Annotated in this window: 23 protein-coding genes and 1 pseudogene; 12 read left to right on the top strand and 12 right to left on the bottom strand. The window is 64.4% G+C overall.

The annotated features are described in order from the left end of the window. The first annotated feature begins 176 nt into the window (after positions 1 to 176). The 3 genes from IVA93_RS05035 to arfB all read left to right on the top strand — a co-directional run bounded on the left by IVA93_RS05035 (position 177) and on the right by arfB (position 3,465). Positions 177 to 1,571, top strand: coding sequence for a M16 family metallopeptidase (locus IVA93_RS05035; RefSeq protein WP_018453481.1), 1,395 nt, complete (start codon positions 177 to 179; stop codon positions 1,569 to 1,571). Then, the gene (locus IVA93_RS05030) at positions 1,568 to 2,935 is read left to right on the top strand and encodes a M16 family metallopeptidase (protein ID WP_018453480.1); all 1,368 of its coding nucleotides are present in this window, start codon (positions 1,568 to 1,570) and stop codon (positions 2,933 to 2,935) included. Before IVA93_RS05035 ends, IVA93_RS05030 begins: the two co-directional genes overlap by 4 nt. A 113-nt stretch (positions 2,936 to 3,048) precedes the next feature. Continuing rightward, positions 3,049 to 3,465 (top strand): alternative ribosome rescue aminoacyl-tRNA hydrolase ArfB, encoded by a 417-nt coding sequence (gene arfB / locus IVA93_RS05025; protein WP_018453479.1) that lies wholly within the window; start codon positions 3,049 to 3,051, stop codon positions 3,463 to 3,465. Positions 3,466 to 3,527: 62 nt separating this feature from the next. Here arfB and IVA93_RS05020 read toward each other — a convergent pair whose 3' ends face one another. Then, positions 3,528 to 3,716, bottom strand: a complete 189-nt coding sequence (locus tag IVA93_RS05020) for a hypothetical protein (protein WP_240544164.1) — start codon at positions 3,714 to 3,716, stop codon at positions 3,528 to 3,530. Between the two features lie 425 nt (positions 3,717 to 4,141). Here IVA93_RS05020 and IVA93_RS05015 point away from each other — a divergent pair, with 425 nt between their 5' ends. Genes IVA93_RS05015 through IVA93_RS05000 form a run of 4 tightly spaced genes read left to right on the top strand, consistent with a single transcriptional unit; the run spans position 4,142 to position 7,109 of the window. Continuing rightward, on the top strand, positions 4,142 to 4,528 hold the full coding sequence (locus tag IVA93_RS05015) for a c-type cytochrome (protein WP_018453476.1): 387 nt from the start codon (positions 4,142 to 4,144) through the stop codon (positions 4,526 to 4,528). After that, positions 4,529 to 4,924: a VOC family protein gene (locus tag IVA93_RS05010; RefSeq protein WP_018453475.1), complete on the top strand. Its 396-nt coding sequence runs from the start codon at positions 4,529 to 4,531 to the stop codon at positions 4,922 to 4,924. 38 nt (positions 4,925 to 4,962) lie between these two features. Continuing rightward, the gene (locus IVA93_RS05005; RefSeq protein ID WP_018453474.1) at positions 4,963 to 5,511 is read left to right on the top strand and encodes a hypothetical protein; all 549 of its coding nucleotides are present in this window, start codon (positions 4,963 to 4,965) and stop codon (positions 5,509 to 5,511) included. Positions 5,512 to 5,540: 29 nt separating this feature from the next. Beyond that, entirely contained in the window at positions 5,541 to 7,109 is a 1,569-nt protein-coding gene (locus IVA93_RS05000; RefSeq protein ID WP_085350087.1) for a GMC family oxidoreductase, read from the top strand. Positions 7,110 to 7,256: 147 nt separating this feature from the next. Here IVA93_RS05000 and IVA93_RS04995 read toward each other — a convergent pair whose 3' ends face one another. Next, positions 7,257 to 7,574 (bottom strand): ribbon-helix-helix domain-containing protein, encoded by a 318-nt coding sequence (locus tag IVA93_RS04995; RefSeq protein ID WP_018453472.1) that lies wholly within the window; start codon positions 7,572 to 7,574, stop codon positions 7,257 to 7,259. Positions 7,575 to 7,838: 264 nt separating this feature from the next. Between IVA93_RS04995 and mutL the strand changes: the two genes are divergently transcribed. Further along, positions 7,839 to 9,650 carry a DNA mismatch repair endonuclease MutL gene (gene mutL / locus IVA93_RS04990; RefSeq protein WP_018453471.1) on the top strand — a complete coding sequence of 604 codons (1,812 nt, stop codon included), beginning with the start codon at positions 7,839 to 7,841 and terminating at the stop codon, positions 9,648 to 9,650. 9 nt (positions 9,651 to 9,659) lie between these two features. Here mutL and rsmD read toward each other — a convergent pair whose 3' ends face one another. Then, positions 9,660 to 10,214, bottom strand: a complete 555-nt coding sequence (gene rsmD, locus IVA93_RS04985) for a 16S rRNA (guanine(966)-N(2))-methyltransferase RsmD (protein WP_018453470.1) — start codon at positions 10,212 to 10,214, stop codon at positions 9,660 to 9,662. 2 nt (positions 10,215 to 10,216) lie between these two features. Beyond that, positions 10,217 to 12,310: a pseudouridine synthase gene (locus tag IVA93_RS04980; RefSeq protein WP_018453469.1), complete on the bottom strand. Its 2,094-nt coding sequence runs from the start codon at positions 12,308 to 12,310 to the stop codon at positions 10,217 to 10,219. Between the two features lie 120 nt (positions 12,311 to 12,430). Here IVA93_RS04980 and IVA93_RS04975 point away from each other — a divergent pair, with 120 nt between their 5' ends. Continuing rightward, complete coding sequence (locus IVA93_RS04975) at positions 12,431 to 12,889, top strand: nucleoside deaminase (protein ID WP_039798664.1); 459 nt, start codon at positions 12,431 to 12,433, stop codon at positions 12,887 to 12,889. Here IVA93_RS04975 and IVA93_RS04970 read toward each other — a convergent pair. Then, positions 12,886 to 13,791: an alpha/beta fold hydrolase gene (locus tag IVA93_RS04970; RefSeq protein WP_026232536.1), complete on the bottom strand. Its 906-nt coding sequence runs from the start codon at positions 13,789 to 13,791 to the stop codon at positions 12,886 to 12,888. The two genes, IVA93_RS04975 and IVA93_RS04970, sit on opposite strands and share 4 nt — an antisense overlap. Before the next feature lie 171 nt (positions 13,792 to 13,962). Then, positions 13,963 to 15,246, bottom strand: coding sequence for a phosphoribosylamine--glycine ligase (gene purD, locus IVA93_RS04965; protein ID WP_018453466.1), 1,284 nt, complete (start codon positions 15,244 to 15,246; stop codon positions 13,963 to 13,965). Between the two features lie 152 nt (positions 15,247 to 15,398). Between purD and IVA93_RS04960 the strand changes: the two genes are divergently transcribed. Together IVA93_RS04960 and IVA93_RS04955 are read left to right on the top strand one after the other, a co-directional pair. Next, complete coding sequence (locus tag IVA93_RS04960; RefSeq protein WP_018453465.1) at positions 15,399 to 16,028, top strand: hypothetical protein; 630 nt, start codon at positions 15,399 to 15,401, stop codon at positions 16,026 to 16,028. Positions 16,029 to 16,094: 66 nt separating this feature from the next. Then, positions 16,095 to 16,630: pseudogene (locus tag IVA93_RS04955) on the top strand (REP-associated tyrosine transposase). A 168-nt stretch (positions 16,631 to 16,798) separates the two neighbouring features. Here IVA93_RS04955 and IVA93_RS04950 read toward each other — a convergent pair. The 6 genes from IVA93_RS04950 to IVA93_RS04925 all read right to left on the bottom strand — a co-directional run bounded on the left by IVA93_RS04950 (position 16,799) and on the right by IVA93_RS04925 (position 21,950). After that, complete coding sequence (locus IVA93_RS04950; RefSeq protein WP_018453464.1) at positions 16,799 to 17,164, bottom strand: response regulator; 366 nt, start codon at positions 17,162 to 17,164, stop codon at positions 16,799 to 16,801. After that, positions 17,157 to 19,337, bottom strand: a complete 2,181-nt coding sequence (locus IVA93_RS04945; protein WP_018453463.1) for a PAS domain-containing sensor histidine kinase — start codon at positions 19,335 to 19,337, stop codon at positions 17,157 to 17,159. The genes IVA93_RS04950 and IVA93_RS04945 overlap by 8 nt, the downstream gene beginning before the upstream one ends. 251 nt (positions 19,338 to 19,588) lie before the next feature. Further along, the gene (locus IVA93_RS04940) at positions 19,589 to 19,768 is read right to left on the bottom strand and encodes a hypothetical protein (RefSeq protein ID WP_018453462.1); all 180 of its coding nucleotides are present in this window, start codon (positions 19,766 to 19,768) and stop codon (positions 19,589 to 19,591) included. Between the two features lie 321 nt (positions 19,769 to 20,089). Then, complete coding sequence (locus IVA93_RS04935) at positions 20,090 to 20,389, bottom strand: winged helix-turn-helix domain-containing protein (RefSeq protein ID WP_018453460.1); 300 nt, start codon at positions 20,387 to 20,389, stop codon at positions 20,090 to 20,092. Continuing rightward, on the bottom strand, positions 20,389 to 20,943 hold the full coding sequence (locus tag IVA93_RS04930) for a hypothetical protein (RefSeq protein WP_247299349.1): 555 nt from the start codon (positions 20,941 to 20,943) through the stop codon (positions 20,389 to 20,391). Before IVA93_RS04930 ends, IVA93_RS04935 begins: the two co-directional genes overlap by 1 nt. Further along, on the bottom strand, positions 20,940 to 21,950 hold the full coding sequence (locus IVA93_RS04925) for an alpha/beta hydrolase (RefSeq protein WP_026232535.1): 1,011 nt from the start codon (positions 21,948 to 21,950) through the stop codon (positions 20,940 to 20,942). Before IVA93_RS04925 ends, IVA93_RS04930 begins: the two co-directional genes overlap by 4 nt. Positions 21,951 to 22,087: 137 nt before the next feature. Here IVA93_RS04925 and xseA point away from each other — a divergent pair, with 137 nt between their 5' ends. Then, complete coding sequence (gene xseA, locus IVA93_RS04920; protein ID WP_026232534.1) at positions 22,088 to 23,710, top strand: exodeoxyribonuclease VII large subunit; 1,623 nt, start codon at positions 22,088 to 22,090, stop codon at positions 23,708 to 23,710. Positions 23,711 to 23,831 lie beyond the last annotated feature (121 nt).

Below are 23,831 nucleotides of genomic sequence, written 5' to 3'. Positions count from 1 at the left end.
GCGACAGACGCGGTCCCGCGCCGGCGGCTCGTGCGCGCCGGACGCGGTCTTTAATTGCTGATCAGTAACTTGCGCCCGAGTTGAGTTCTCTGCTTCGTGACGCGAAGCGTTTGCCGCACGGTGTACCATGCCGTGCCTCCGAGCCGGACATCCGGGCTCGGCCTTTCATAAGGATCATGATGTCCTCTTACCGATCGGCTGCCCGCCTCCTTGCCGCGCTGCTTTCGACGAGTGTCCTCACGGCCGGCGCATCCCTTGCGCAGACCACGGTGACATCGGCTCCGCCCGCCAGCTTCACGCTTGGAAACGGCATGCAGGTCGTGGTGATTCCCGACCACCGCACGCCCGTCGTCACGGAAATGATCTGGTACAAGGTCGGCTCGGCGGACGAGACGCCCGGCAAGTCCGGGCTCGCGCACTTCCTCGAGCACCTGATGTTCAAGGGCACATCGAAGCATGCGGTCGGCGAATTCTCCCAGACCGTGCTCCGCGTCGGCGGCAACGAGAACGCCTCGACTTCGGTCGACTACACCAACTACTACCAGCGCGTGCCGCGCGAGCAGTTGCCGACCATGATGGAATTCGAGGCCGACCGCATGACCGGCCTGATCCTCAAGGACGAGAACGTGTTGCCCGAGCGTGACGTCGTGCTCGAAGAATACAACATGCGCGTCGCCAACAATCCGGACGCGCGGCTGAACGAGCAGATCATGGCCGCGCTCTATCTCAACCATCCCTACGGCCGGCCGGTGATCGGCTGGCACCAGGAGATCGAGAAGCTCGATCGCGAGGATGCGCTCGCCTTCTACCGCCGCTTCTATGCGCCGAACAACGCGATCCTGGTGATCGCCGGCGACGTCGAGCCCGCCGACATCCGCCCGCTGGTCGAGCGCAATTTCGGCGCCATCCCGGCGCAGCCCGCGATCCCGGCGCGCCGCGTCCGCCCGCAGGAGCCGGAACCCGCGGCGCCGCGCACCGTGACCCTGGCCGATCCGCGCGTCGAGCAACCCGGCCTGCGACGCTATTACCTAGTGCCCTCGGCGACCACGGCTGCGGCCGGCGAAAGCGCGGCCCTCGACGTGCTGGCGCAGCTGATGGGCAGCGGCAGCAATTCCTATCTCTACCGCGCGCTCGTGGTGGACAAGCCGCTCGCGGTCTCCGCCAGCGCCAGCTATTCGAGCATCTCGCTCGACCCGACCCAGTTCGCGATCTCGGCTTCGCCCAAATCCGGGGTCAGCTTCGCCGAGGTCGAGCAGGTGGTCGACGGCGTCATTGCCGACATCGCGCAGAATCCGATCCGCGCCGAGGATCTCGAGCGGGTCAAGACCCAGCTCATCGCCGAGGCGATCTACGCCCAGGACAACCAGGCGGTGCTGGCGCGCTGGTATGGCGGCGCACTGACCACGGGCCTGTCGATCGAGGACATCCGGAGCTGGCCAGATCGCATCCGCGCCGTCACCGCCGAGCAGGTCCGCACCGTCGCGCAGAAATGGCTCGAGAAGAAGCGCTCGGTGACGGGCTATCTGATCAAAGACACCGCGACCACCAAGCGCGAGGAGAAGCGTTCGTGACCTATCCCTTCCTTCGACGCGTTGCATTCTCCTTTGCCACCGGCGCGGCACTCGCGCTCGCTACCGTCTCGCCGTCACAGGCGGCGGCGAAGATCCAGCATTTGACCTCGCCGGGCGGCATCGAGGCCTGGTTCGTGCAGGATGCGACCGTGCCGCTGATCGCCATGGAATATTCCTTTGCCGGCGGTTCGGCCCAGGATCCCAAGGACAAATCGGGCGTCGCCAATCTGGTCGGCGATCTCCTCGACGAAGGCTCCGGCGATCTCGATTCCAAGACCTTCCATGAGCGGCTCGATCGCCGTGCCATCGAGCTCTCTTTCAGCGCCACCCGCGACACGTTCCGCGGCAGCCTGCGCATGCTGCGCGACAACAAGGACGAGGCCTTCGACCTGCTGCGGAGCGCGCTGACCTCGCCGCATTTCGAAACTGCCGACGTCGAACGCATTCGCTCGCAGGTGATCTCGGGCCTGCGCCGCGAGACAACCAACCCGACCTCGCTCGCGAGCCGCAAATTCCTGGAGGTTGCCTTTGGCGATCATCCCTACAGTCGGCAGTCCAACGGCAACCTCGACAGCGTTCCGACCATTACGGTTGCCGACATGAAGGATTATGTCGGCCGCGTGCTCGCCAAGGACACGCTCAAGATCGCGGTGGTTGGCGACGTGGATCCCGATACGCTCGGCAAGCTGCTCGACCACACATTTGGTAGCCTGCCGGCCAAGGCCAATCTCGTGCCCGTCCCCGACGTCGAGGCCGCCAAGCCGCCGCAACGCGCCTTCGTGACGCTCGACGTGCCCCAGACCGTGATCACCTTCGGCGGTCCCGGGGTGAAGCGCAGCGATCCGAACTTCATGGCGGCCTATGTCGTCAACCACATCCTCGGCGGCGGCGGGTTGTCCTCGCGGCTCTATCGCGAGGTGCGCGAGAAGCGCGGGCTCGCCTATTCGGTGTTCGAATCACTGCTTTGGATGGAGCATTCGGCGGTTTTCATCGGCAATACCGGCACCCGCGCCGACCGTGCCGGCGACACCATCGATGCCATCGACAAGGAGGTGCGCCGGATCGCCGAGGAAGGCCCGACGCAGAAGGAGCTCGACGAGGCCAAATCCTACCTCAAGGGCTCGCAGATGCTGGCGCTCGACACCTCCTCGAAGCTCGCGCAGGCGCTGCTGCAATATCAGCAGGACAAGCTGCCGATCGACTATATCGAGAAGCGCAACGCCGTCGTGGATGCGGTCACCATGGACGACGCCAAGGCGGCCGCAAAGCGCCTCTGGGGCCAGGGCCTCCTGACCGTCGTCGTCGGCCGCGCTCCGCAGGCCGCGGCGCAACCGGCAGCCGCACCGGCGACGAAGTCGAACTGACGTCTTCCATACCCTTCTGAAATGGCCGGGCTCGCCCGGCCATTTGCATTTGGGGGCGCCATTGCCGAACTTGGGCGTCCGGGATATGTCCGGGCATCACGAATGGTGCCACCATGCTGCGGATATCCCGCGATCTTGTCATCGACGAGGACGACATCGAGATCGGCTTTGTCCGCGCCTCCGGCCCGGGCGGGCAGAACGTCAACAAGGTCGCGACCTCGGCGCAATTGCGCTTCGACACCCGGAAGCTGACGCTTCCGGAGGATGCCGCGTTGCGCCTCGCCCGGCTCGCAGGGCAGCGCATGACCAAGGACGGCGTCATCGTGATCCAGGCCCAACGCTTCCGCACCCAGGAGCGCAACCGCCAGGACGCCATCGACCGCCTTACGGAGATGCTCGGCGAAGCCATGATCCGGCCGAAGCCGAGGCGCGCGACAAAGCCGACCTTTGGCTCCAAGCAGCGCCGGCTCGAGGGCAAGAAACACCGCAGCGACATCAAGTCGAAGCGCGGGCGCGGTTTCGACGACTAGCAGAGACTGCAAAAGAACTCCGGCCGCAGGGCGACCGGAGTTCTGCCGTCTCACTCCATTGGCTAGTAGCGCTTGCCCGTGGCTGCACCGCCCGTCGCGGAATCGTCGGCGGTCCCTTTGTGTGCAGCACTGCCCGTGGTGCCAACCGTGCCCCTGGTGCCCTTCGTCGGCTTCATGCCCGTCGTCTCGCCCGCCGCGCCCGGCTGGGCGCTCATCTCCTCGTCGCCGCTGCCCATTGTGCTGCCTTGCATGGGTTTGCTTTGCACGGCGCCGCTAGGCCTCGCGCCAGACGACGTACCTTGCGCGAGAACCGGTGTCACAATGAGAGCCGAGACGGCGCATGCGATTGCGGAGGTCTTCACCAACTTCATCCATTTCTCCTGGATTTTCGCGATGATCGGTTCGGCGGCTTGATGCGCCGTCCGTCTGAGCCGAACCAGTCCATCGCGTTACGAGCTCGAACGGCGCGACCGCAATGCAACCTGTCTCGTGTGGTGATCGTTTAGGGATTTGACGGCGGTTTCGCGGAATTGTCCTCCGCATATACGGCAGCGCGGAACAACGCACCCGCGTGCACCTCCGCACGCAGCGAAACAGCCCGCTACTACCACCGCATGTTTTGCCGCGCCTAGAGTTTGCGCACGCTGAATTGACGTCGACGGGCGGACTTTTGACGATGCGCGCGATCGTGCTGGGATTGTGCACAGCGGTGGTGCTGGTGGTGCGGGTGGCCGAGGCGCAGATGCCCTTGCCGGCTGCAAAGCCGCCGGATGGCGCAACACTGTTCAAGCAGCAATGCGCGGTGTGCCACACCACGAACCTGTCAGAACCGGTGCGGCAGGGTCCGCCGCTGGTCGGGATCGTCGGGCGGCCCGCCGGCAAGGTCGAAGGCTTTCACTATTCAGAGCCCCTCGCAAAAGCAGCCTTCGCCTGGGACGAGACGAAGCTCGACGCATGGCTGACCAATCCGCAAGCCGTGATTCCCGGCGTGGTCATGGTCTACCGGCAGGCGAAGCCGGAGACGCGCGCCGCCATCATCGCCTTTCTTAAGGAGCAGAACTGAGTGGCAAAGCCGGTCCATTCCATGATCCGCGCACTCGACGAGGCGCGCTCGCTCGACTTCTACAGACGGGCCTTTGGCCTGGAAGTCACCGACCGTCTGAAGTTCGCAGACTTTGCCCTGATCTATCTGCGTCACCCCTCCTCACCCTTCGAGTTGGAGCTGACGGTCAATTTCGATCGCAAGGAGTCGTATGCGCTCGGCGACGGCTACGGACATCTCGCCGTGGTGGTCGAGGATCTCGATGCCGAACATGCCCGCTTCGAGCGTGAGAAGCTCGCACCGGGTCCGCTGCGCGACTTCAAGCACGACGGCAAAACGCTGGCGCGCTTCTTCTTCGTCAGCGATCCCGACGGCTACAAGATCGAGGTGATCCAGCGCGGCGGACGTTTCAACTGATCGAACCACAAAATCAAAATCATAAAAGGAGGAATGCCATGAGAGAAGTCGATCGTCGAAGCAGGCACAGCCGCCGCATCTTTCTCAAGGGCGCCGCGGCCGCCGTGCCGGTCGCGGCAGTCGCGACCAGCGTCGCCGTCAGCATCGAGGGCGCCTGGGCCGACGAGGCAAGCGCGCTTTCGCCCGCGACGATGAAGACGCTGCTGAAAGTCGCGCGCGATATCTATCCACACGACGTCCTCGGCGACAGCTACTACATCACCGCGATCAAGCCGTGGGACGGAAAGGCCGCCAAGGACCCCGCCGTCAAGGCGCTAATCAGCGACGGCATCACCAGGCTCGATCAGAACGCGCGTGATCGCCACAAGGCGCCCTATGTCGAAGTGCCCTGGGAAGCCGACCGCGTGGTGCTTTTGAAGGAGATCGAGCAGAGCGACTTCTTCCAGAAGGTGCGCGGCGACCTCGTCGTCTCTCTCTACAACCAGAAAGAGGTCTGGCCGCGGTTCGGCTACGAGGGCTCCTCCGCCGAACACGGCGGCTACATCAACCGCGGCTTCGCCGACATCGACTGGCTGCCGAAGGCTTAAGGCTCACCCAACGGTTCAGGAGAACGCATATGGCAAAATTCGATCTGAACGACTCCAGCGTTGTGGTGATCGTCGGCTCCGGTGCCGGCGGCGGCACGCTGGGTAACGAGCTCGCACAGAAGGGCGTCAAGGTCGTGATTCTCGAAGCAGGTCCCCGCATCGAGAATCAGGACTTCGTCAATGACGAGTGGGAGAGTTTCTCGCAGCTCGCCTGGACCGATGCGCGCACCACATCGGGATCATGGCGCGTCGCAAAAGACTTCTCGGGTCTTCCCGCCTGGATCGTCAAGGCGGTCGGCGGCTCGACCACACACTGGGCTGGCGCGTCGCTGCGGTTCGACGAGCACGAGTTCAAGGTGAAGAGCACCTACGGCAACATTCCCGGCGCCAACCTGCTGGACTGGCCGGTCACGCTCGCGGAGATGGAGCCGTGGTACGCCAAGGCCGAGAACAAGATGGGCGTGACCCGCACCAACGGCATTCCCGGACTTCCCGGCAACAATAACTTCAGAGTGATGGAGGCCGGCGCAAAGAAGCTCGGCTACAAGACGGTGCACACCGGCAACATGGCGATCAACAGCCAGCCGCGCGACGGACGCGGCGCCTGTCAGCAGATCGGCTTCTGCTTCCAGGGCTGCAAGTCCGGCGCGAAATGGTCGACGCTCTACACCGAGATACCCAAGGGCGAGGCGACCGGCAATCTCGAGGTTCGCCCCGCCAGCATGGCGGTCAAGATCGAGCACGATGCCGCCGGCAAAGTCACCGGCGTGGTTTACGCCGACGAGAGCGGTGCAATGCAGCGCCAGAAGGCACGCATCGTTGCGGTCGCCGGCAATTCGATTGAAAGCCCACGGCTGCTGTTGAACAGCGCATCCACGATGTTCCCCGACGGCCTCGGCAACTCAAGCGGTCAGGTCGGCCGCAATTACATGCGCCACATGACCGGTAGCGTCTATGCCGTGTTCGAGAAGTCGGTGCACATGTATCGCGGCACCACCATGGCCGGCATCATCCGCGACGAGGCCGCCAACAATCCGAAGCGCGGCTTCGTCGGCGGCTACGAGATGGAGACGCTGTCGCTCGGACTGCCCTTCATGGCGGCGTTCCTCAACCCCGGCGCCTGGGGACGTCCGTTCACCGCCGCGCTCGACGGTTATCCCAGGATGGCCGGGATGTGGCTGGTCGGCGAGGACATGGCGCAGGAAACCAACCGCATCACGCTCGATCCTGTCGTGAAGGACAAGTTCGGCCAGCCGGTCGCAAGCGTGCACTTCGACGATCATCCCAACGATCTCGCGATGCGCGCGCACGCCTACAAGCAGGGCGCTGCGGTCTACGACGCCGTCGGCGCCACCGTGAGCTATCCGACACCGCCCTATCCGAGCACGCACAATCTCGGCACCAACCGGATGAGCGAGAAGCCCAGGGATGGTGTGGTCAACAAGTTCGGGCAAAGCCACGACGTCAAGAACCTGTTCGTCTCCGACGGCAGCCAGTTCACCAGCGGCGCAGCCTGCAATCCGACGCTGACCATCGTCTCGCTGGCGATCCGGCAGGCGGATTACATTGCGGGTGCGATGCAGAAGAAGGAAATTTGATCCAATCTCGTTCGTCGTCCTGGCGAAAGCCAGGACCCATTGCCCCGGGAAGGAGTTCGGCGAAGGCTTGTTGTTCGGGACTCATACCGCCCATCGCTGATGGATTCCGCGGTATGGGTCCTGGCCTTCGCCAGGACGACATCAGGGCTATTCCGCTGCATCGAGGATGGGCGCAACCGTCGTCTTGAACGCCTGCACCGGCGCTGCCGTCTTGGAGCGGTAGATCAGGCAGGAGCAGCGCAGCAACGAAGCGAAATTGTTGACCTCGCCGTGATGGTCGAGCACCTCGGTGTAGAGCGTCGTCAGGAACTTGCCGACGCTCATGTTCTCCTTGGCCGCGATCTCCTCCAGCGTGTCCCAGAATGCCATTTCCAGCCGGATCGAGGTGCAATGCCCACCGATCCGCAACGAGCGGGTCTGGGATTCGTAGTCGCCTTGGGGCTGATGCGCGAAGAGATGGCACATGGCGTCCTCCCGTCCTGTTGCCATTTTTTCGCGATGCTACACCGCAGCCCGGTACCCCACAATCGGGACGGCAGCCGGAGATCGATCCATCCCGGTTGCGCGATTTTCTCGAACGTCCAATCCCATCAATGCGATAGATAGCCCTTTTCCCCAGCCCGCCACGTTCCTGTTGCCCAACACATGCTTTTGACGCAACACGGCCTAGAATGGCGTTCTCCGCGAATCCAGATCGAAGCCCAAGATCAAAGCCGAAAATCGAGTTTCATGCCCGTCCGCCAATTACCCGAACAGGTCGTCAACCGCATCGCCGCCGGCGAAGTGGTCGAGCGTCCCGCGAGCGTGGTCAAGGAACTGGTCGAGAACGCCATCGACGCCGGCGCGAGCCGGATCGACGTCTTTACCGATGGCGGCGGACGCCGGCGGATCGGCATCACCGACGACGGCGGCGGCATGACCGCCAGGGACCTGTCGCTGGCGGTCGAGCGTCACGCCACCTCCAAGCTCGACGACGAGGACTTGCTGCAGATCCGCACGCTCGGATTCCGCGGCGAGGCGCTGCCCTCGATCGGCTCCGTGGCGCGGCTTGCCATCACCACGCGGCATGCCAGCGAGCCGCACGCCTGGGCGCTCAATGTCGAGGGCGGCGAGAAATCCGAGATCATGCCGGCGGCGCTGGCCCACGGCACGCGGGTCGAGGTCAACGACCTCTTCTACGCGACGCCGGCGCGGCTGAAGTTCTTGAAGACCGACCGGACCGAGGCGGAAGCGATCCGTGAGGTGGTGCGGCGCCTCGCGATGGCGCGACCCGAAATCGCTTTCACGCTCGCGGGCGAAGAGCGCGCGCCGGTGACCTGGGCTGCGGCGCTGCCCGGCGTCGCCGGTCGCCTGACCCGTCTCGGCGACATCCTGGGGGCGGAGTTCCGCAGCCATGCCATCGGGGTCCATGCCGAGCGCGAGGGCGTGGTGGTCGCCGGCTATGCCGCAGCGCCGGCGCTGACCAAAGCCAACGCGCTCGGGCAATATCTCTTCGTCAACGGCCGCCCGGTGCGCGACAAGCTGATCCTAGGGGCAGTCCGCGGGGCCTATGCCGACTATCTGCCGCGCGACCGCCATCCGGTGCTGGCGCTGTTTGTCACGCTCGATCCGCGCGAGGTCGACGCCAACGTGCATCCGGCCAAGACCGAGGTGCGGTTTCGCAACGCCGGCCTGGTCCGCGCGCTGATCGTGCACGGATTGAAGGACGGGCTTGCGCGGGAGGGCCGGCGCACCGCCGCCAACAGCGGCGAAAGCGCGCTGTCCTCGTTCCGCCCCGCATTCACGCCGCGCCCGGCAAGCTGGGACTGGCGCCAGTCGCCATCCGCCCCGGTCGCGCCGATGCCGTCATTCGACGGTGCCGCCGTGCCGGCCTTCGCCGAGCGCGCACAGGCCGCGTTCGATGTCGGCGCACCCAGCGCGGACGTGCGGATCGAATCCCAGCCAGTCAGTGACCTGGTCGACCGCCCGCTCGGCGCTGCGCGCACCCAGATCCACGAGACCTATATCGTCTCGCAGACCCGCGACGGCCTGATCATCGTCGACCAGCACGCCGCGCATGAACGCATCGTCTATGAACGGCTGAAGGCCTCGCTGGCGGCCAACGGCGTGCAGCGGCAGATCCTGCTGATCCCCGAGATCGTCGAGATGGACGAGGCCACGGTGGAGCGCCTGCTCGAGCGCAGCGAGGAGCTGGCGTCGTTCGGCCTTGCGATCGAATCCTTCGGCCCCGGCGCGGTTGCGGTGCGCGAGACGCCGTCGCTGCTCGGCAAGACCAACGCCGGCGGCCTGTTGCGCGATCTTTCCGAGCACATGGCCGAGTGGGACGAGGCGCTGCCTCTGGAGCGCCGCCTGATGCACGTCGCCGCCACCATGGCCTGCCACGGCTCGGTGCGCGCCGGCCGCAGGCTGCGACCGGAGGAGATGAATGCCCTGCTCCGCGAGATGGAGGACACCCCGAACTCCGGCCAGTGCAATCACGGCCGGCCGACCTATGTCGAGCTGAAGCTGTCGGATGTCGAGAAGCTGTTCGGGCGACGGTAACGTTCGAAATTACGGCCGCTTCAAAAACACGAACTCCGTGTCGTCATAAGCGCGCCGCTCCAATTCCTCGAAGCCTTCCGGCGTGACGAACTGCGCAGCCTTCGCCTCTTCCACCACGAGCAGCGCGCCCGGCGTGAGCCAGCCCCCGTCGCGCAAGCTCGCAAGCGCCTTCTCCGCAAACCCTTTGCCATAGGGCGGATCGAGGAACACCAGCGAGAACGGCTCGACCGGATGCGCAGGCCCGAGATCGGTGGCATCACGGCGATAGACTTTTGTCACGCCACCCAGGCCCAGCGTCTCGACATTATTCCGCAGCAGGGCGCGCGCTTCCGCGCCGTTGTCGACGAACAGCGTGAACTTCGCGCCGCGTGAAGACGCTTCGATTCCCAGCGCACCGGTGCCGGCGAAGAGATCGAGCACGCGCGCATCCGCAATCGGATCGTCATAGGCGTGCACGAGGATGTTGAACACGGACTCACGCAGGCGGTCCGCCGTGGGGCGGATGTCGCGCGAGGACGGTGAGGCCAGATTGCGCCCCTTCAATCGACCGCCGACGACGCGCAACGTCAGTCCTCCTTCGGCGCCAGATCGCGCTTGCCGTGATAGCCGCGCTTGGGACGGCGCGGCGGGCCGTAGCCGCTCGCCTCAGCCTCGTTGCGCTCGCGCGCTTCCTCGCTGCCGGTGCGTTGCACCAGCACGCGGCGGCCCTTGCGGTCGTTGATCACGCCGCGCTTGGTCGCCGGCTTCTTCTCGCGCGGCACGTCGTCGCCCTCATGCGAGGCAGATTTCTGCGGCACGTCGAACTGCGCACCCGATTTCTCGATGATCTTTTCGCCGAGCTGGTCGCGCAGCACGCGGGACTTGATCTCGTCGACCTGGCCCTCGGGGACCTCGCCGAGCTGGAACGGGCCGTAGGAGACCCGGATCAGCCGGTTCACCTCGAGCCCGAGATGAGCGCAGACGTTGCGCACTTCGCGGTTCTTGCCCTCGCGGATCGCGAAAACCAGCCAGACATTCGCGCCCTGGTCACGCTCCAGCGTGGCGTCGATCGGACCGTATTTGATGCCCTCGATCTCGATGCCGTTCTTCAGCTCGTCGAGCTGCGCCTGCGTGACGTCGCCATGGGCGCGGACACGGTAGCGGCGCAGCCAGCCGGTGTCCGGCAGCTCGAGCGTGCGCGCGAGCCCGCCATCATTGGTGAGCAGCAGCAGGCCCTCGGTGTTGAAGTCGAGCCGGCCGACGCTGATCAGCCGCGGCAGACCTTCGGGCAGATTGTCGAACACGGTCGGACGGCCCTCGGGATCGTCATGCGTCGTCATGAGGCCGCGGGGCTTGTGATAGAGGAACAGCCGCGTGCGCTCGCGCTCCGGCAACGGCTTGCCGTCGACAGTGACGACATCGTTCGAGGTGATGTCGAGCGCCGGCGAATTGATGACACGGCCGTTGACGCTGACGCGGCCCTGCGTGACCATCTCCTCGGCATCGCGGCGCGAGGCGAGGCCCGCGCGCGACAGCACCTTGGCGATACGCTCGCCGGCCTTCTTCGGCTTGGTCTCTTCCTCGCGGCGCGGCCGCCGCTCGGAATCACGATCGCGCTCGCGATAGGCGCCGCGACCGCCGAAGGCCGGACGCTTCTCGAAGATCCTGCTCTCGTCCTCGTTTTCGCGGCGTGGACGATCGCCGGAACGCGCTTCGCTGCGGGGATGCTCGTGCCAGTCGGAACGGCCCTCGGAACGCTCGCGCGGACGATCGAATTTCGGGCGATCGCCGCCGCGATCGAACCTCGGACGATCATCGCGAGGACGATCGAATTTGGGGCGCTCGCGGAACGGACGATCACCCGATGGACGATCGTCGCGCTTCTGCCAGGGCTTGTCCCCACCGCGGTCGCTGCCGCCAAAATCCTTGCGCGGACCCTTGCTGAAGTCCTTGCGCGGCGGCCGGTCGCCGCGAGGCGCCGCATCGCGCTTCTGCCAGGGTTTTGAATCGCTGCGCTCGCTGCGATTGCGGTCCGGTGCGCCGCGCGAAAACTTCCGCTCGCCGTCGAACTTGCGTTCCGGACGGTCGCCACGCGGCGCATAAGGTCGCTTGTCGCCAAACTTCGCGTCACCGGTTCGGCCGGCCGGACGGGAATCGTCGCGATCCCTGCGCGGCGGACGGTCATCACGCCCATAGGACGGGCGATCACCGCGCGGCTTGAACGGCCGCTTGTCGCCATCGCGCGAGGGGCGATCAGAAAATGGGCGGTCACCACGGGGCTTGAACGGGCGCTTCTCGCCGTCGCGCGACGGACGATCGGAAAACGGACGGTCTTCACGCGGCTTGAAGGGACGATCGCCACGCGGCTTGAAGCTGCGCTCGCCACGATCCTCGCCGCGCGGCCGGTCTTCACGCGGCCGGTCTTGGCGATTGAACTTCGGGCGGTCGCTGAAGTCGCGGCGCGGGGCATCGCCCTCCTCGCGGCGGCGGAATGATGGACGGCTGTCGCGGTCGCCGCGGGGCGGGCGGGCGTCGCCTTTGTCCCCGGGAGGGCCGCGCTTGGCGAACTTCTTGTCGGGCCCGCGTGGTTTGCCGGACCGGCCCTTGGCCGGGCCTCCCTTGGCCGGGCCGCGATCACGCCGGCCGCGGGAATCGTTGTCTTTGTCGCTGTCGCGAGGCATGAATAATCTCACTCAGGGGATGGCCAGAAAGCATTGTGCGCGCTCGTCTCGAGCCGCATGCTCAGGCAAATTCGGTCAAGCACTTCTGCTGAAGGCGCAGCTACTAGCAGGTTTCTCGCGATGATACGAGGCTTGAAAGCCCCCTCTTTCATGGATTTGGCGCTCAAAACGGCCGAAAACGCCGGAAAGGCGGGCGAAGTTCCGATCGGATGTGTCGTGGTCCGCAATTACGAGGTCATCGCCACCGCGGCGAACCGGACGTTAACCGATTACGACCCCACGGCCCATGCCGAGATCGTTGCGCTGCGCGAGGCGGCCAAAAAGATCGGCAGCGAGCGTCTGGTCGACTGCGACCTCTACGTGACGCTGGAGCCGTGCACCATGTGTGCGGGCGCGATCTCGTTTGCAAGGGTGAGGCGCCTGTATTACGGCGCCGCCGACCCCAAGGGCGGCGCGGTTGAATCAGGTGTGCGGTTCTTCACCTCGCCGACCTGCCATCACGTCCCGGATGTCTATTCCGGGGTCGGCGAAAGCGAGTCGGCGCGGATGCTGAAGGACTTCTTTCGCGAGCGGCGCTAAGGCGCGGCAAAGAACTCGCGCAGCGCCTTCGCGGTGACGCCGGGATTTTCCTCGGTGAGGAAGTGGCCGGAATCCACCGGCATGCCGTCCACGTTGGTCGCCCATTGCTTCCAGATGTCGAGCGGGGTGGCGGCGGCTTGCGCCACGCCGGCATTGCCCCACAGCGCCAGCATCGGAATGGTGATCTTCTTGCCGGCCTCGAAATCGGCCTTGTCGAGATCGTAGTCGAAATAGGCGCCGGCGCGATAATCCTCGCACATCGCGTGGACGCGGGCGGGATCGCGGAACGGGGCGATGTAGTGTTCGAGCGCGCGCTTGTCGATCGCATCGAGCGTCTTCGATTTGGTCTGGCTCGCCATCTTGAAGCGCAGGAAGAACTCGCCATTGCTCGCGACCAGCGTCTCCGGCAGCGGATAGGGCTGCGCCAGAAAAGTCCAGTGATAGATCTTCAGCGCATAGGCGCGGTTCATCCGCTCCCAGTAATTGTAGGTCGGCAGGATATCGAGCACCGCAAGCTTCGACAGCCGGCCGGGATGATCGAGCGCCAGCCGATACGAGACGCGGCCGCCGCGATCATGGCCGGCGAGCGCGAAGTGCACGTGGCCGAGGCGCTCCATCGCCTCGACCATGGCCTTGGCCATCGCGCGCTTGCTGTAGGGCATGTGCAGCGCGTCGCTCTCGGGCATGTCGGACCAGCCATAGCCGGGCAGATCGGCGATGATCAGCGTGAACCGGTCGGCCAGCTGCGGCGCCACGCGGTGCCACATCACGTTGGTCTCGGAGAAGCCGTGCAGCAGCAACAGCGGCGGTCCCTTGCCGCCGACGCGGGCGAAGATGCGGCCGAAGGAGGTGTTGATCCATTCGGAGGCGAAGCCGGGATAGAGGTCGGCGAGATCGGACATCTTCTGCATCCTTATCTGTCAGCGTGGGATCTGCTCGGTCTTGAGAATGCCCCAAAACAAAAAAGTCGAAAAACAACCCCATGCACAGTAGCTAAGTCCAACAGCCGCCTACACAAATTCGGAGTGCCGACGGGCACGGCGGAAATTGCGCGCGCGTGCGAAAAAAGCGTGTCAGCCCTTGGACTTCTCGGCGTCCACGGCCTGCCAGCCGATGTCGCGGCGGCAGAAGCCTTCCGGCCAATTGATGCGGTCGACGGCCTGGTAGGCGCGCACCTGCGCTTCCGTCACGGTCTTGCCGAGCGCGCAGACATTGAGGACGCGGCCGCCATTGGCGAGGATGGCGCCGTCCTTCTCGACCGTGCCGGCGTGGAAGATCTCGGCGGTCTCGACCTTGGCGGCGTCATCGAGCCCCTCGATCCGCGTGCCTTTCTGGTAATCGCCGGGATATCCCTTTGCCGCCATCACCACCGTGAGCGCGGCCTCCGGATGCCAGCGCAGGTCAAAGTTCTTCAGCTGCCCGTCGCAGGCGGCGAGGAAGGCCGGCACGATGTCCGACATCATCCTGAGCATCAGCACCTGGCACTCGGGATCGCCGAAGCGGACGTTGAACTCGAACAGTTTTGGCCCTTGCGTCGTCAGCATGATCCCGGCGTAGAGAATGCCGCGAAACGGCGTGCCGCGCTGCTTCATGCCTGATACCGTCGGCAGAATGATCTTGGCCATGATCGCGTCATGGATCGCCGGCGTGACCAGCGGCGTCGGCGAATAGGCGCCCATGCCGCCGGTGTTCGGGCCGACGTCATGGTCGAACACGCGCTTGTGGTCCTGCGCGGAGGCCAGCGGAATGGCGGTCTCGCCGTCGCACAGCGCGAAGAAGCTGATCTCGCGGCCCGGCAAGAACTCCTCGATCACGACCTCGGCGCCGGCCTCGCCAAAGGTGCCGTCGAACATCATGGCGATGGCGTCCTCCGCCTCGCGCACCGACTTGGCGACGACGACGCCCTTGCCGGCGGCAAGACCGTCGGCCTTGACCACGATCGGCGCGCCCTGGCTCTGGACGTAGGCACGCGCATCGGCGGCGTTGGTGAATCGCTTGTAGGCGCCGGTCGGAATGCCGAACTCGGTGCACAGCGCCTTGGTGAAGCCCTTCGAGCTTTCGAGCTGGGCGGGGATCCTGTCCGGCCCGAACGCCTTGATGCCGGCGGCGGTGAGGTCATCGACGATACCGGCCGCCAGCGGCGTCTCCGGGCCGACCACCACGAGCTCGACCGCATTCGTCTTGCAGAAGTCGATCACGGCGGCATGGTCGGCGACATCGAGCGCCACGCATTCCGCCTCGCGCGCGATCCCGGCATTGCCCGGCGCGCACCAGAATTTGGTCACCAGGGGAGAGGCCGCGATCTTCCACGCCAGGGCATGTTCGCGACCGCCGGAACCAAGCAGGAGAATGTGCATCGAGGGCTCAGAAATGAGGGATTTGCTGGGGGCGGAGGTCGCACGAATCGGGGCCGGGCTCAAGGGGGCGGCGCCCGAACTCCCCGTCATTCCAGCGCTCGCCGCTGAGGCGCGAGCCCGAATTCATCGGGACCATACGCAGACGACCAGCGATGGGATTGACCGGCTCTCCTGCTCTCAAGCTCAACTTGCTTACCCAAATCCTTCAAGATGGCCATCTCGTAGATGACGCGTCCCTTGTCGAAATCGCCAGTGCCATTGTGGCGGCACGTTTGCCGGACAATAGTTGGGTACGTGGACACATCAAACAAACGCTAAGTGGTCTCGGTTCTTCGTCTATATGGAGCTTGTATGCCCAAATCTGGCTTGCTTCGAAGTACTCATCGAACGATGAACTCATGGCAATAATTGACACGAAGGCCTCCATGTGGGGAAGCAACGAGCATCTCACTCGATTAGTCGCAGGAATGTTTTCCAGATTTGTTGGCTCTCCGCTTCAATCAAAGTTTGAGGCAATACTTCGCAAGGCAGGGGGCTTTGCTACCTCAAGTGTAACGCAGCTTCACCGCGAGCTTGCTAATACCGTTGCTGGCTTCACAGCCATCAGAAAGTTCATCGTTGCTCACAACACTTCACTTCCAAATCGCATTTCGCACGCAAAGTTTTTGATGCTCCTCTCGCTCCTTCGGAACGCGGGCATTGCGCCGGTGGCAGTAACCCAGTTGAAAACCATCCACGCAGTCGCTCTAACGGACCCATTTTACGCTCACCTTGTACCGTAAGCAGCCCGTAGGATGGGTTGAGCCCTTGCGAAACCCATCGCACTTGTTTCGTGGTAACGTCCCGTCATGACCGCGTACCGCCGCAACTTTCTTCCGGGTGGGTGCTTCTTCTTCACGGTCAACCTGGCGGAGCGGAAGCTAGCGTTGCTGACGGATCATATCGGGTTGTTGCGCACGGCGTTTCGTGAAACGCACCGACGCCATCCATTCACGATCGATGCCATCGTGGTGCTGCCTGATCACCTTCACACGGTGTGGACGTTGCCAGAAGGTGGTGCCGATTTTGCAATGCGCTGGCAGTTGATCAAATCCACCTTTTCGCGCGGCTTGGCGCGCAACGAGAGGATATCCCCAAGCCGCGCGGCCAAAGGTGAACGGGGCATCTGGCAAGCAGATATTGGGAGCATACCATTCGCGACGAAGCTGATTTCGCGCGGCATGTAGACTATGTTCATATCAATCCGGTCAAGCACGGGCTCGTCGACAGAGTCCGTGACTGGGCGCCCTCCTCGTTTCATCGCCACATAAAGTTCGGCAATTACCCGGCCGATTGGGCCGGCGATCAGTCGGATGACGGCCGCGATTTCGGAGAACGGGGATAGAGAAGCGATGGGTTTCGCAAGGGCTCAACCCATCCTACGAGCTTTGTACCAGTAAAGCAGCGTTGGCCCCTTGATGCCTCGGACCCCGGAGAATCGTACTCGCTTTCGGCACCTGCACACGGCGCCCGGATCGGCATCCGACGCAAGGAAACGCGCGAAGCCGTCCTGCTATGGGAGCGCCAGAATCGCCCGCAATTTCTCGTTCAACTGATCGATAGAAAACGGCTTGCCTATCGCGGGCGAACTGTTGAACTCCTCCTCGAGCGGAGGTCCGCCGTAACCCGTGCTGAACAGGAAGGGAATCCTTCGCTCCCGCAAGATGCGAGCTACCGGAAAAACAAGTTCGCCAGCCAGGTTCACATCAAGGAGCGCCAAATCGAACGATGCCGTCGTCGCGAGTTCGCACGCCTTTTGTACGTGGGCTGCTGAGGCAACGACCTTCAAGCCCAGTTCCTCAAGCATATCTTCGAGCATGAGGGCCACAAGGCCCTCATCTTCGACCAGGAGAACCTTGGCGCCGGACAGCTCAACCATTGGACGCTGCAGGCATAATGGGAAACACCATGCGGCAGCGAGTGCCCTCCGGCTCGAATACCAGATCGAACTCACCTGCGAGATCATGCTCGACGCAACGTTCCATCAACCGCGTGCCGAAGCCGCGCCGCTTTGGAGGCGTAACAGGTGGTCCGCCACGTTCGTGCCATTCGCAATCCAGCACGGCTTGCGAGCGCTCGCCGGCGCTGATCCGCCAAGTGAGCGAAACTGATCCATTCGGCACTGAGAGTGCGCCGTACTTCGCCGCATTGGTCAGAAGCTCGTTGAGCACCATGGTGATGCTAAGTGCCATGCGGGCGTCTAGTTCAACGTGCGGCCCGCTAGTCAGCACCCGTCCGCCCGACATCGGAGCGACGATATCGTGGACGAGCTTTTCGAAAGGCGTATCCTGCCAGTTTCGCTTCGTCAGCAGGTCATGTCCGCGGGCGAGCGCAAGCAGCCGTCCCGTGAAGGTCGGCAGAAATTCCTGCAGATCGGCGGCGTGACGGGCGGTCTGGTTCGCCAGAGATTGCACCGTGGCCAGGGTGTTTTTCACACGGTGGTTTAGTTCGTCGATGAGAGCCTTTTGAGCGTTCTCGGCGTTCTTCCGCTCGCTAATGTCGACGAGCATGTTGATGGCGCCGACAAGATTGCCGTCCGCGTCGCGCAGCGGCGTTGGAAAAGGAATAAACGGCACGCGTCTGCCGTCTGGACGTTCGGCCACCGCTTCGGCACCGCGAACCGGCCGGTTTTCGCGCAGCGCAACAGCCATCGGGCATTCATTGTGCGGCAGCGGCGAGCCGTCGGGCCAATAGAGCTTCCAGGTCACACACCATTCGTCGCCTGGCTGCGGCGTTCTGCCCGCCATCTCGACGGCAGCCCGATTGAAGAAATTAATGCGCCCCTTGGCGTCCGTCGTGTAGATGGCTGCTGGCAACGCCTCGAGGAGATCGCGCATGCGCTGCTCGCCTTCACGCAAGCGATCCTCCAGTTGCTTGGTGGTGGTGACATCCTGAGCGACCCGCACGCCATAAAGGAAGCAGCCTTCCGAATCCCGCACCGACGAACTGAAGATATCCAGATGGCGAACGGACCCGTCAGGCCGTAGTACACGCTTGCGAACCGTGTAGTTCTCGATGTCGCCGCGGACTTGCCGCGCGTACAATTCGGCATCTTCGGTCTGATCGTTGGAATCGGTGTAGTCGAGGAAGGTCATCCCCAACAGTTCGTCGCGTTTGCGCGCGGTGATGCGGCAGAGGGAATCATTCACCCGCAAGAAGCGACCGTTCTCGTCGGTCTCCGAAATGCCGACGCTGGCGGCCTCATAAGTCGCCGCAAGCCGCGCCTCACTTGCTTGCCGTGCCTCTTCGGCAGCATGCAGTTCGGTGACGTCGGTCGTGAAGCAGCGCGTGTTGACAAACTTGCCGTCCACAATGCGGCTGTTCGAGGTAATCAGGACATGCTTGATCGTGCCGTCGCGGGCGCGCAGCCGGGCAGGGTAGCGCTGCAGCGGCTCACCGCATGAAAGACGCTGGAGAATATCGCCAATCACGGGAGCGTCGGCGTGGAACTCGGCGACATGACGCCCGATATACTCCTCGGGCCGGTACCCAAGCAGATCCAATTCGGCCTTATTGGCGCGAATGATAATTCCCTCGCCACTGACGATGTGAAGGCCCACCGCGCCGTTGTCGAAAAAGTCCTGCAGATCCTGCGTCGTGCGGCGGACTTCCTCCTCGACCTGCTTGCGTCCGGTGATGTCCTGGAAGCAATTGATGGCGCCCTGGATGCGACCAGAAAAGTCGCGCAACGCCCGGATGTTGACCATGGCCGTGAAGCGAGAGCCATCCGGCCGCGCCATTATCACTTCGGCATTGCGCGTCGGCGTTCCCGCGCGAACGGCGGTGGCCATGGGGCAGTCGGCATGCGCGAGGGGAGTTCCATCCAGCAGGTAGAGCTGGTGTGAACCGCAGAAGCGCTCCCTCCCAACATCAGGTGTGCGCCCCCACAGCACCACAGCCTCCGCGTTATAGGCGACCAGCAGCCCCTCCGCGTCACAGAGATAGACTGCGCCCGGAATGGCATCGAGCGCGGCAGCGCCGGCCGCAACCAGGGCCTCGAACTCCGTGGGGCGGTGCCGGGCGGAGAGTGGGAATTCTTCTACGTTCGACATGCGGGTGCCCGGCTCTCGGGGGCGAGAGGAACGACGACCCGATACGAGCGTCGTTCGTGCAATGGGCGGACGCCCCTCCGGCCCGCCGAACTGCTCTTAACGCATCACGGGCCCCTTGGTTCCCCCCGTAGGTACGGGTTCGCGAGGGTCCGCTAATGGCGGTTATCGGCGTCAGGACAAGCTGATGAGCATGTCCGCTAAGGGCCGCCTGACCGGGGACATTGCATGGCCGCGACCGCCACTGAGCGGCCTTACTGTCTTGTGTGGTGCTTGAGAACAGTGACGCGCCGATCTCTGTGCCACACTTCTAAATCGTGGCCGTCGAGCAGCTGTCTCGCTTTGGCTGTGGCCTCGTCGTCGTTGGCGCAATCGATCTCATGAACGCCGCTGATCCGCCCGTCCTCGCCCATGATATAAGCGCGGTAGTCCATCGCACGCCTTCCCCGTTGGGAACATTTTACCTCCCAGTTACGGGCGCGGCCTTAACATAGATTAATCGATGTCGTGGGTGCCCTCAATCGTCGCAATGAGCTTCTGGCACTTGAAGGTGCGGACAGTTTTGAAGGAGCGTGTATCGAGATAGCTTTGGACCCGCAGCAATCGGCCATCGCAATGCCGGCAATCCCCAATTGATATGGACTATCGTTGTACGGGCGAGCCTCGCAGGTCAGCTTCGGGTCACAAGCCATCGATCATGCCCGAGGTGGGAGACTTCCGCTTTGCGTTGGTAAGCCGACATTTATGAGTACGTCCTACCCCTGCTTCCCCGCAATAATCTCCTGCAGCGTCGCCACATGCCGCGCGAACGCTCCGCGCCCCGCAGCGGTCGCGGTCACCGTGGTCTGCGGCTTCTTGCCGACGAAGGCTTTCTCCACCGACACGTAGCCCGCCTTGGCCAGCGTCTCGATATGCGCACCGAGATTGCCGTCGGTGGCGCCGGTGAGCTTTTTCAGCCGGGAAAATTCCAATCCTGCGGTGGCCGGCAGCGCGTTCAGTGCCGCCATGATCTTCAGCCGCAACGGCTGGTGGATGATGTCGTCGAGCTCGGCCATCAGATCCGCCGCATCCAGAGGCCGCCGAGGATCAGGCCTCCGCCATTGACGAAGGCCATCCAGAGCGGGAACGCCTCGCCGATGTAGAAATAGCCGATCAGCGTCAGCGCGGAGATACCGAGACCGATCGCCATGAAGGCATAGCCGAACCAGAGACCCGCCAGCGAATAGAACAGCATGAAGTAGAGCGGCCAGAACGTGCCCAGCTGGCGCGGACCGAAATGACCGATCACGTTGGTGCAGAGATAACCGAAGGCGAAGAACAGCGCGAACACCAGAAGCAGTCTGATGTTGAAGGCGGCGCCATGGGGGTGATGCGGCGGATTGAGAATGCGCAGCACCACCAGACCGCCGGCGCCCAAAACGTCCACGGCAACCCAGGCGTAGCCCGCATAGACCGGCCAAAGCCAGGTCACGAGATTGCCCGCGAACACCAATGCGCCCCACCAGACGGCGGCGTGGCTCGCCAGCTCGTAGAGCTGCGATTGCTTCACGCGCTGGACGATGTCGTCGATATCGGCCAGCGCCGCGGAGGCTTCCTTGCTGTCGATCATGACTGCCCTGTCCCGCGCGTCGCCACATCGTCGGCGATGACCGAGATCGCCTTCGGGTTGGTGACGATGCCCATGTGGTTGATGCCGTCGATGATCTTGACGTCGACCGATGGCTTCACCGCCTGCACGGTTTCTGCATATTTATCCGAGATCATCATCTCGTCCTCGGCGCCGCCGAAGATCGTGACCGGACGTGTCGCCGCCGGAAGATCGAGGCGATAGCCGCGCGTCGCGAAATTGCGCGTCAGGCGGTCCGAATAGGTGGCGACGAGATATTTTGCCGAACTCGCCGGCACGGCGAGCGCGAGCACCGGAAGCTGCGAACAGCAGTCGATGCCGATCTTGCGCAGCGTGGCCAGCGCGAAGAAGCGCGGCAGGTCGACATTGGCCCAGCCGCCGGCATGCGGCTTGTTGGTCGGCGCGTCATAGCCGAGATAGGGTGCGAGCAGCACGGTGCGCACGAACATGTCCTGCATGATCGGCGTCGCGGCGACGCGCAGCGAGAAGCCGGCGCCGGCGGAATGGCCGATCAAGGTGAGCGGCAGCTCCGGCGCGGTCTTGCGGATTTGAGCGACGAAGTCGACGAGGTCGTCCTCGAGCTGGCCGACATAGCCGATATCGCCGCGCGTGCCGGAGCCACCATGGCCGCGGATGTCGAGCGCCCAGGTCTCCACGCCGCGCGCGGCGATGGCATGGGTCAGGGCATGATTGACGGTGCCGCTGGAGCCGGACGAGCCGTGGATGAAGATCGCGCCACGGCCGGTTGCAAGACCATTGGCAGCGTAGTGGCGGAAACCGATCCAGGTGCCGTCGCGGGCCTGGAAGCGCTCGAGCGGAGGCAGCGTGGACCAGTCTATCCCCTTCGATGAGTCGGAGACCGACTTCATCTCCGGCGGCCGCTCCAGCGGCGTTGCGATCATGGCAGCCAGGATCAGCGCCACACAGCCGACCGCACACAGGGCCCATTTCAGCCCGTTCACAACGCCGCGCAGCACTCGAATTGCCATGATCTACTCCTCTCAGCCTATTCAGCTATAGAGAACTCTATATTGCAGAGTACTCTTTTGGTCAATACCCGGATTGGCGCGGCGCTGCAAAAATCCTTAACGTCGGGTCTGATCCCCACATGCCGAATCGTTTGCCGATGCCTTCAGCGGAACCCCTGCTCAACACTCCCGAATTCACCGTCTCGGAGCTCTCCCAGTCCCTGAAACGGACGGTCGAGGACACCTATGGCCATGTCCGGGTCCGCGGCGAGATCTCCGGCTTCCGCGGGGCTCATTCGTCCGGCCATTGCTATTTCGCGCTCAAGGACGAGAGCGCCAAGATCGAGGCGGTGATCTGGAAGGGCGTGCACGGGCGCATGCGCTTCAAGCCCCAGGAGGGGCTCGAGGTCATCGCCACCGGCAAGCTCACGACCTATCCGGGCTCCTCGAAATACCAGATCGTGATCGAGGCGCTGGAGCCGGCCGGCATCGGCGCGCTGATGGCGCTGATGGAGGAGCGCAAGCGGAAGCTCGCCGCCGAAGGCCTGTTCGACGAGGCGCGCAAGCAGCTTCTGCCGTGGCTGCCGGAGGTGATCGGCGTGGTGACCTCGCCGACCGGCGCCGTGATCCGCGACATCCTGCATCGGCTGGAGGACCGCTTTCCCCGCCATGTGCTGGTGTGGCCGGTCAAGGTGCAGGGCGAAGGCTCGGCCGAGCAGGTCGCGGCCGCGATCCGCGGCTTCAATGCGCTGCCGGAGGGCGGCAGGATTCCGCGCCCCGACGTGCTGATCGTCGCGCGCGGCGGCGGCTCGCTGGAGGACCTGTGGTCGTTCAACGAGGAGATCGTGGTCCGCGCCGCGGCCGAGAGCATGATCCCGCTGATCTCGGCCGTGGGGCACGAGACCGACATCACGCTGATCGATTTCGTCGCCGACAAGCGCGCACCGACGCCGACGGCGGCGGCCGAGATGGCCGTGCCGGTGCGCAGCGATCTCTTTGTCGAGGTCGGCGATCTCGGGCGACGTACCCGGTCCTGCTGGCAGCGCGGCCATGAGAGCCGCCGCAGCGAGCTGCGTGCCGCCGCGCGCGCGCTGCCGGCCGCCGGCGATTTGCTGGCGATCCCGCGGCAGCGGCTGGATTCGGCGGGTGCGTCCCTGCCCCGCTGCCTCAAGGCCAACACCCACGCGCATTTCCGAAGGTTCACCGCCGCAGGCGCCAAGCTGACGCTGCGGGTGCTGCACGGCCAGATCGCGCAGGCTGATCATCGCCTCACCGTGTGCGGCGAACGGCTCGGCCTATCCGCACGCTCGCTCTTGCGGCGGCGGCGCGACCGCTTTGCCGGGCTGGAGGTGCGCTTGCGCGCCTCAAAACTGTCCAATGCGCAGGCGCAGCGCAACGCGATTCACCGCCAGCGCGAGCGCACGCATCGCCTTGCCGAGCGCGCGGGCCGCGCGCTGGTGACGCTGTTGCAGCGGCTGGATGCCCGCGTCGAGAACAGCGGCAAGCTGCTCTCCGCCTTGTCCTATCGCGGCGTGCTCGCGCGCGGCTTTGCCCTGGTGCGGGACGAGGCCGGCCATCCGCTGCATTCGGCGAATGAGATCGGTCCCGGCGCACGGGTCGAGATCGAGTTTGCGGATGGCCGTGTCGGTGCGACCGCGGATGCGGATCGGCCCGCGGCTGCAGCGAAGCGCGCGCCGGCGCAAGCGAAGCCAGCCGCGCAGGACGCCAAGCCTGCGCCGAAGCGCGTGGGCAAGCCGGTGGATCAGGGGAATTTGTTTTAGGCGGAGGGCGGCGTTCCACCCTGGCTGTCATTCCCCGCCTTGTGCGCAATTGCGCACAGGAGCGGGGAATCCAGTACGCCGCGGCTTCTCGATCCATCACAACCGCCTCGGCGTACTGGAT

The sequence above is a fragment of the Bradyrhizobium sp. 155 genome (assembly GCF_023101105.1).
Lineage (GTDB): Bacteria > Pseudomonadota > Alphaproteobacteria > Rhizobiales > Xanthobacteraceae > Bradyrhizobium > Bradyrhizobium canariense_D.
The sequence above is the reverse complement of the archived record's forward strand: the minus strand, read 5'-3'. Positions and strand labels throughout refer to the sequence as shown.